At 54.9% G+C, this 750-nt stretch carries 1 pseudogene; it reads right to left on the minus strand.

Features of this window, described 5'->3' with window-relative positions:
* Positions 1–750, minus strand: a pseudogene (gene msrA / locus ACTHUR_RS13735) (peptide-methionine (S)-S-oxide reductase MsrA); the annotation flags it as partial.

The raw sequence follows: 750 nt of genomic DNA on the forward strand, positions 1-750 counted from the left end.
GTCGTATTCGTGGCTGAAGGCGTATTCGGTCGCGCTGTTTTGGGTAACTTGATATTGCTCTTCGGTCAGAAGGCGTTTGAGCTCGGCAGCGCTGGGTTTTTTCTACGTTGCCGCGTCAAAGCCTTTGCCTTGCGGGGCGGCTTTGGTTTTGCCCGGCAGCGGTTCGTCGGCTTTGCGGATGTCGATGTGGCAGTAGCCGTTGGGGTTTTTAATCAGGTAATCCTGATGGTATTCCTCGGCGTCGTAGAAGTTTTTCAGCGGCTCGTTTTCGACGATGAGGGGCTGTTGGTATTTTTGCTGCTCGCGTTTGAGGGCGGCGGCGATGACGGCTTTTTCGGCAGGGTCGGTGTAGTATACGCCGCTGCGGTATTGCGTGCCGATGTCGTTGCCCTGTTTGTTGAGGCTGGTCGGGTCAACGACGCGGAAGAAATATTGCAGGATGTCGTCTAGGCTGAGTTTGTCGGCATCGTAGGTGACCTTGACGGTTTCGGCATGGCCTGTATCGCGGTAGGAAACGTCTTCGTAGCTTGGGTTTTCCGTTTTGCCGTTGGCGTAGCCGGATACGGCGTCAACCACACCGTCTATGCGTTGGAAATAGGCTTCCAAGCCCCAGAAGCAGCCGCCGGCGAGGTAGATGGTGCGCGTATTCATGATTGCTGAATCCTTTTTCTGTGTGTCGGGTTTGTAGAACGAATTTTTCAGACGGCCTATATCGGCATTCGGGTCGCGGATTAACGCCAATGCCTGCGC

This window comes from Neisseria sp. P0021.S007 (assembly GCF_051956855.1).